The sequence below is a fragment of the Zoogloea ramigera genome (assembly GCF_006539865.1).
GTDB classification, from domain to species: Bacteria; Pseudomonadota; Gammaproteobacteria; order Burkholderiales; family Rhodocyclaceae; genus Zoogloea; species Zoogloea ramigera.
Genome location: NZ_BJNV01000124.1, coordinates 1 through 5,923, shown reverse-complemented (window position 1 = coordinate 5,923; position 5,923 = coordinate 1). Strand labels below are relative to the sequence as shown.

6 protein-coding genes are annotated in these 5,923 nt (G+C 67.7%); 3 read left to right on the top strand and 3 right to left on the bottom strand.

The annotated features are described in order from the left end of the window. Positions 1-182: 182 nt before the first annotated feature. The 3 genes from ZRA01_RS19720 to ZRA01_RS19710 form a co-directional block, all read right to left on the bottom strand. Positions 183-938, bottom strand: coding sequence for a hypothetical protein (locus tag ZRA01_RS19720; protein WP_141355082.1), 756 nt, complete (start codon positions 936-938; stop codon positions 183-185). A gap of 70 nt (positions 939-1,008) precedes the next feature. Then, positions 1,009-1,584, bottom strand: coding sequence for a cyclin-dependent kinase inhibitor 3 family protein (locus ZRA01_RS19715; protein ID WP_141355081.1), 576 nt, complete (start codon positions 1,582-1,584; stop codon positions 1,009-1,011). A 69-nt stretch (positions 1,585-1,653) separates the two neighbouring features. Continuing rightward, entirely contained in the window at positions 1,654-2,709 is a 1,056-nt protein-coding gene (locus tag ZRA01_RS19710) for a helix-turn-helix transcriptional regulator (protein WP_246093782.1), read from the bottom strand. Between the two features lie 62 nt (positions 2,710-2,771). On the opposite strand from ZRA01_RS19710, the gene ZRA01_RS19705 reads away from it, so the two are divergent. The 3 genes from ZRA01_RS19705 to ZRA01_RS19695 all read left to right on the top strand — a co-directional run. After that, positions 2,772-3,206 carry a hypothetical protein gene (locus tag ZRA01_RS19705; RefSeq protein WP_141355080.1) on the top strand — a complete coding sequence of 145 codons (435 nt, stop codon included), beginning with the start codon at positions 2,772-2,774 and terminating at the stop codon, positions 3,204-3,206. Positions 3,207-3,208: 2 nt separating this feature from the next. Next, entirely contained in the window at positions 3,209-5,446 is a 2,238-nt protein-coding gene (locus ZRA01_RS19700; protein ID WP_141355079.1) for an AAA family ATPase, read from the top strand. A 218-nt stretch (positions 5,447-5,664) separates the two neighbouring features. Further along, positions 5,665-5,923, top strand: a 259-nt coding sequence (locus ZRA01_RS19695; RefSeq protein WP_218028771.1) for a hypothetical protein, incomplete at its 3' end; no start/stop codon positions are given.

Sequence of the window (5,923 nt, the reverse complement as noted above, 5' to 3'; positions counted from 1 at the left end):
TGATGTGTTGTCCTCCGCAAGTGGTGGCCCGGCGGGCTGTGGCGCCCAGGGACTGAGGCAATATTAGCGGCAGGGTGCGACATGGCTTGACGCATGGGCGATAGTGAATGCGGGCTGTGCCTGGCCAGAAGGAGCGAATGTCGCTGATGAAAGAAGGCGCCAGGGCGGGCTCCCGGCGGCTTTCATGTCACGGCGCGATCAACCTCGGCCTGTCGGAACAGAAAGCGCAGGTTGCCGTGCATCCCGCCGGCGTCACCTTCTACCTCAGGCTCCTTGCGATACCCTTCCCACGCCTTGGTGTTCTCTGCCACCAACAGGAATTCCGGCCTGGACCGGGTTGCTTTGGCGATTTTCTCCATAACCCCGCCGCGGCCAAACTTGGAGTAGTTTCCGCCGAAGCCGTGGTCCTGCAGCAAAACCGCAAATGGTGGCTTGGGCGAGTTTCCCTGGCAGAAGAGTGCGTCATAGGTGGCATGTCCATCGGCACCGAGAAAGATAATTGCGAGGCGCTCGGCGCCATGATCCGGCCCGAATTCGGCATCCCTTTCGAGAACTTCCAGAAAGCCGTAGGGCTTGATCTGCGGCTTGGCCCATTCATGACCCGGTGCGGCGTGAGGCTGCCAGGGCCCGGTGATCAAGTCTTGGATCGTCAATGAAATCCTGGCTATCGAGTGGTAACCCTTGAAATGGTGAGTCGGATCATCCAGTGACTCCCGGATCGAACCCTCCGGCGCCCGGTAATCCGCGTAGACAAAACAATGGGCGACGTGGTCACGGCCGAACACCTTCACCGCGTGCCCATCGTGTCCAGAGCCGGGATAAAAGACGACTCGGGAGGCAAAGAATTGTTCGGCATCGAACCGGGAGCCTTGGTTAAAGGCCGCCAGCCATTCGGGGCAGGGCTCGGTCCAGCTTCTCAGAAATGTTCTCAAGTGCATGGTGGTTCTCCTTAAGCAAGGCATCCAACCTTCGAATGGCTTTATCAAGCCTCCTCCACGGTACCTTGGTTTACAGCCTCTCGGCAAATTTCAGGGTGTAAGCCTGTACATACCGCTCCTGCTCCATCGTCTCGATGGTTTTCTGGCGCGCCAGGCGCACCTGCGCCACCGCCTCCGTCGTCCCCACACCGGCCTCCCGCAGCAGGCAGGCGGCGACGGTGCCCGTGCGGCCCAGGCCGCCCTTGCAGTGCAGGAAGATCCGTCGCCCCTCCCGCAGGGCGACGAAGAGCTCTGCCCCCACCTCCGCCCACCGACGCTCGAAATCCAGCCCCGGCGGCTGCCGGTCGGGGATCGGCAGGTGGCGCCACGCCATGCCAAGGCGCAAGGCCTCGGCCGGCAGGGCTTCGACGCCGAGTTCTGCAAACTCGTGGTGCTCGACGAGGGACACGACAATGGACGCGCCCCAGGCCCGGATGTGCTCGAGATCCACGCCGAGATCCCGCTGCCAGTGCCCGCTCAGGCCATCCACCTGCTGCTTGCCGGGGCACAGGGACATGCCGATCAGCCCCCAGCCGGGGTGGGCTTGAACGACGTCGATACGCAGGGGGTGGGATTTACTCGTGCGGGGCGTCCGGGGTTCAGGCATCGGTCTATCCTCAAAAATTCAACCCAGCCATGATGGAACGCCCCTGCGACACAGTCTGTCGCACCGGGCTCAGCTTGCCTCTGAAGGCCCGTAGATGGCGGCCATCTTTTCGAGCTGACTGATCACGACCTCCCGCCACTTGGCGGGCGCCAGCACCTCCACGTTGGCGCCGCAGCCCAGCAGCCAGCGCAGCAGCTGGCCGGTTTCCGGGACGGTGGCCCGGACGCGGGCGCTGAAGGGGCTGCCTTCGGGCTCGTCCTCGATGGTCTGGTCCGCCGACAGGCGGCAGTCCCGCAGCAGGTCGGCCACGTAGCCGCGCACCCGCAGCTCGAGCTGGACGGCCCCGTCGCCGGCGAAGTCCGCCTGCCCCTTGCGGACCGCGTCCTGCAGGCGAAAGCCTTCGGCCCGCCGGCCCGGGCCCTCGCCGACCTTGGCCGAGGTGAAGCGATGCAGCGCGTACATGCGCAGCGGCGTGGCCTCGTCGTTCTTGAGGGCGAACAGGTAGAGGCGCGGGCCGCGCTGGAGGAGAGCCTGGGGGTGGAGCTCGGGCCGGCTCAGCTTGCCGGCGCCATCGCGGTAGCTGGCCTGCAGCGTGCGCGACTGGGCGAGGGCTTCGAGGGCGGCGAGCAGGACCTCCTCCTTGAAGTCGGCCGGCAGCAGGCGCTGGGTGTCGCTGAGGACGCACAGCTTGTCCTCCCCGAGGCCGAAATCCTCGCCCTCTTCGCGCAGGCTCGCCAGGACCCGCTCCAGGCGCTTCTCGGGCACCGCGTCGCGGATCAGCGAGCGCATCAGGCTCTGGGCATAGGCCCACAGGCGCGGGTCGGTGCTGTCGAGGTCGGCTTTGCGCCGGTAGCGCTGGGGCTTGCCGCCCGGGTTGATGGCCTCGATCTCCTCCTCCTTCACCAGCGCGTCCAGGTCGCGCTGGATCGCCCGCATCCGGGCGGCGTCGGATTTGCTGGCCTCGTAGTGCTCGGCCAGCCGCGCCAGCAGCTGGCGGGCGTCCGGGCCGCCCTGGTCCGAGCAATTCCTGGGGATCAGCTGCTTGAGCAGATTCAGACGGTCGATGCGGTCCTTGTGGGCGACGGCCATGGTGGGCTCCTGGCGGGTGGGGGGCGTCTCCATCATACGACAGGCTCTGTCGTTTCGCGGGCGTCTAATCGGCTCAAACCTACCGCAAGGAGCCTGCCATGACCGCCAAGAAATTGCCTCCCCTGTCGTCCCGGGAGCTGCTCGCCAAGATCGGCCTCGACGACCTCGCCCACGAAACCCTGCTGTTCGACGACGAACCCCTCGACTCCCCGCTCGACGACCTGGCCGCCGCGCTGCGCGATCGCTTCCACAGCCTCACCCAGGCCACGCGCCTCCAGGCCGGGGACGTGGTGGCGTGGAAGCCGGGCCTGCGCAACCGCCGCTGGCCCAACTACGGCAAGCCGGCCATCGTCGTCGAGGTGCTCGACACGCCGGTGTACGACGCGGAGAAGGATTCCGGCAACCCGTATTTCCGCGAGCCCCTCGACATCGCGCTGGGCGTCTTCATCGAGGACGGCCCGCACCGGGGCGACTTCATGGTGTGGCACGTGGACAGCCGCCGCCTGCAAACCTGGACTTCCGAGGAGCTGTGATCATGCGTGCACCGAGCAAACGTTCCCCCTGGCGTCGCGATTTCTCCAGCGTCGCACTCGAATCCCGCCGCGTCGGGCGCTATGTGCTGCAGATGGTCAGCGGCTCGCCCGAAGTGCTGCACCGGCTGCAGGATTCGGACTTCCTCGGCGCGCTGTGGGTCCAGTGCCTGCCGCTGCTCGACCCGGCGGTGCTGGCCGAGCTCTACGCCGAATGGACGCCCGCCGCCACCGACGACGAGGATGAGGATTGCCTCGACCTGGGCGGGCTGCCGTCGTTTCTGCGCACGCCGGGCCGCCAGAATCTCAACGGCCTGCCGAGGCGCATCGTTCGCAACTACCTGCGCGGCCTGCTCGCCAAAGTCCCCCGCACGCTGCTGCGGCGGCTCGCGGTGCAGGACGGCGCGCAGCCGACCCACCCCTCGGTGCGGCTGATCGCCGACTGTGCCGGCCTCGATGGCATCGAGACGATGATCCTGGATTTCGCCGAGAAGCGGGCCTTGACGCCCCTGTTCAGCGACTTCCTGCGCGAGACCAGCAGCAACGGGATGCGCAACAATTACGCCTTCCTGGCCAGCGCGCTGGGCCTGCCGGCCGCGGCCTTGAAGCGCGCCTTCGGCCGCAGCGGCACGCTGCGCAACCTCGGCCTGCTGCGCGCCCCCGGCGTCCGTGACGACCTGGAAGACTTCGTCACCCCCGACGACCTGCTCACCGAGATCCTGACCCTGGCGCCGGAATCCACCGAGGCGCTGCTGGCGATGATCGTCGAGCCCGCGCCCGCGTCTGCCTGGAGCCTGCCGGACTTCCCCCACCTGCAGCGTGAAGGCGAGCGCCTGCAGGGCGTGCTGGCGACGGCCGCCAGCCAGCGCGCCCCCGGCGTCAACGCCTTGCTCTACGGCCCGCCGGGCACCGGCAAGACCGAGTTCGCCCAGGCCGTCGCCCACGCCGCCGGCCTCGGCACCTATCGGGTCAAGACCGCCGACGACGACGGTGACGGCCTGTCCCGCAAGGGGCGCCTGGGCGCCTATCAACTGCTGCAGCGCCTGCTGCGCGGCCGCAGCGACTGCCTGGTGATCTTCGACGAGGTCGAGGACGCCTTCGGCAACGGTGGCCAGGACGTGCTGCGCGCGCTCTTCGGCGGGCGCCCCGCGTCGTCCCACGGCGAGAAGGGCTGGATGAACCGGGTGCTCGAGGAGAACCCCGTCCCCGCCGTGTGGATCACCAACGACGCCGACAGCATGGCCCCGGCCTTCCTGCGCCGTTTCCTGCTGCCGGTGGCCTTCACGACGCCGCCGCGGGCGGTGCGCCGCCGGATGGTCGGCCGCCACCTGGGCGACACCGCGCTGCCGGAGGCGTTTCTCGACGAGCTGGCGGCCGACGATCTGCTGGCACCGGCCCAGTTCGGCGCCGCCCGTCGGCTGCTCGACCTGCAGCCGGGGAGCGACCCGGTCGAGGCGGTCCGCGGCGGCCTGTCGGCCACCCGGCGCCTGCTCCACGGCAGTGGTGCCCCGCAGCGGCGCCAGTCCGCCACGCCCTTCGACCCGGCCTTCCTCAACCTCGCCGGCGGCATCGCCCCCGGGCGCCTGGCCGAGGCCCTCCAGCGCAACGGCCACGGCCGGTTGTGCTTCTACGGCCCGCCGGGCACCGGCAAGACCGAGTTCGCCCATGTGCTGGCCGACGCGCTGGGCCGGGAGCTGGTGGTCAAGACCACCTCCGACCTGGTCTCGAAATACGTCGGCGAGACCGAGCGCAACCTGGCCGCGCTATTCACCGGCCTCGACGCGGAGCGCTCGGTGCTCTTCCTCGACGAGGTGGACAGCCTGCTGCGGGACCGCCGCGAGGCGCGCCACAGCTGGGAGACCACCCAGGTCAACGAGCTGCTGCTGCAGATCGAGCGCTTCCCGGGGATCTTCATCGCCGCCACCAACCTGATGGATGGCCTCGACGCCGCCGCGCTGCGCCGCTTCGACTTCAAGCTGCACTTCCGCCCCCTGGCGCCCGCCCAGCGGCTGGCGCTGTTTGCCCGCGAGGCGCTGGGGAGCGCAGAGGCTGTCGACGCGATCCCGCCGCTGCTGGTGCGCAAGCTGCACAGCCTGGATCTGCTCACGCCCGGCGACTTTGCCAACGTGGTGCGGCAGCGCACGCTGCTCGGCGAGGCGCTGGCGCCGGAGGATTTCCTGCGCCGGCTGATCGCCGAATGCCGCTGGAAGGAGGGGGTGGGGCGGAGTTCGGCGGTGGCTTGAGCTCTCGGTGGCGATCAGGGCCAGGGCCTTGGTGAATAGCGCTCGGGGTCGTGCGGCGACCTCAAGAATTGGGTGCTACCGCGGAAGATCAGGATCTGCGTGCTCCAAGCCATGTGACGGAAGGCAATCATCGATCAAGCAACCAAAATTCATGCCGTATAATTTTTTGTGAAATTCTCAAACCAACAGGTAATTCGCAATGTGTCGATGCCTATGACTTGGTCGACGCCTACGATTACGCGGAGAAAGTCATCAGTGACCTCTCGGAGGGTGTCGACTACTTTCAGGAACTCGTCCGTAGGCTGATGTCTGAGGCCTCCCGCACCCCGTGGGACGAGTTTGTCGAGTTCCTCGACCGCTTCGAGAAGGACTTCAAGAAGCAGATGACGGCGGACAACGTGGAGCGGCACCGCCAAGCCATCCGGGAGGCCGTCAACAAGCTTCGCAGCATCGAGCAGGAGAGATTCGATGCCCTAG

What these genes read in the sequence shown, in the direction of transcription:
- ZRA01_RS19715 (WP_141355081.1), bottom strand. Translation starts at nt 1,584, where the DNA reads ATGCCTGAACCCCGGACGCCCCGCACGAGTAAATCCCACCCCCTGCGT.
- ZRA01_RS19720 (WP_141355082.1), bottom strand. Translation starts at nt 938, where the DNA reads ATGCACTTGAGAACATTTCTGAGAAGCTGGACCGAGCCCTGCCCCGAA.
- ZRA01_RS19705 (WP_141355080.1), top strand. Translation starts at nt 2,772, where the DNA reads ATGACCGCCAAGAAATTGCCTCCCCTGTCGTCCCGGGAGCTGCTCGCC.
- ZRA01_RS19710 (WP_246093782.1), bottom strand. Translation starts at nt 2,709, where the DNA reads ATGATGGAGACGCCCCCCACCCGCCAGGAGCCCACCATGGCCGTCGCC.
- ZRA01_RS19700 (WP_141355079.1), top strand. Translation starts at nt 3,209, where the DNA reads ATGCGTGCACCGAGCAAACGTTCCCCCTGGCGTCGCGATTTCTCCAGC.